Annotated in this window: 1 protein-coding gene; it reads left to right on the top strand. The window is 66.1% G+C overall.

Annotated features, from left to right (window positions below):
- A partial coding sequence (locus tag RHBS_RS28220; RefSeq protein ID WP_272913908.1) for a glycosyltransferase family 2 protein occupies window positions 1-558 on the top strand: 558 nt, incomplete at its 5' end.
- Window positions 559-773: the final 215 nt, after the last annotated feature.

Raw genomic sequence — 773 nt, 5'->3', positions numbered from 1 at the left:
CTCGCCGAACTGGCCAGGTCTTTCGACGTGGCGGGTACCGCGGTGGAGACACAGACGTTGAACAGTGCACAGGCGTTGTCCTGGACTCCGACCACACCGCCGGAGGATCAGGGCCGTACGGATTTCCTGCCGTTCGCCATCGGGGCCAGCATGGCCTGCTGGGCGTCGGTCTACCGCGATCTCGGTGGCATGGACAACCGGTTCAGGGCCAGCCAGGACGTGGAATTCTGCTGGCGCGCGCAGTTGGCCGGCTACACCCTCGGCTTCAGTACCGAGGCTGTCGTCGCCTATCGACTCCGCGCCGAGCTCCGACCCATGCTGCGCCAATCGTTCCGGCTCGGATTCGGCTTCGCCAAGCTGCGGGGAATCTATCGGACCCAGGGTTGCCCGGCCATGAGTATCCGTACGGTCGCGTCGTGGTGGACGGCCCTGCTGGTTCGCAATCCGCTTCTACCGACGGCGTGGACCGGGTTGGCCCGTGGTCATTGGTCGAGGGCCCTGTTCATCCGGGTGGGCGAAGTTCGCGGGGGCATCGCCTATCGCGCCTTCTGCTGGTGACGTCCGACACACCCACTGGCTCGCCGGACCACCCGGCCTGCAGTCTTGACCGGCGCGCCTGTAACGGATGGATGACCGATGTTACGGTCGACAACACAGACCTGCCGAAACCGGCGGCGCATCCACGCCTTCACACGAGATCGAGGCCATGTCGAACACGCTTTCCCGAGTGCTGCCCACGGCGGTTGCTGCCGCCGTTGCCGGCGCTCTGTCGC

This window comes from Rhodococcus sp. BS-15, from assembly GCF_000813105.1.
Taxonomy (GTDB): Bacteria; Actinomycetota; Actinomycetes; order Mycobacteriales; family Mycobacteriaceae; genus Rhodococcoides.
Note: the sequence above shows the minus strand (reverse complement) of the source record. Positions and strands in the feature narration are given on the sequence as shown.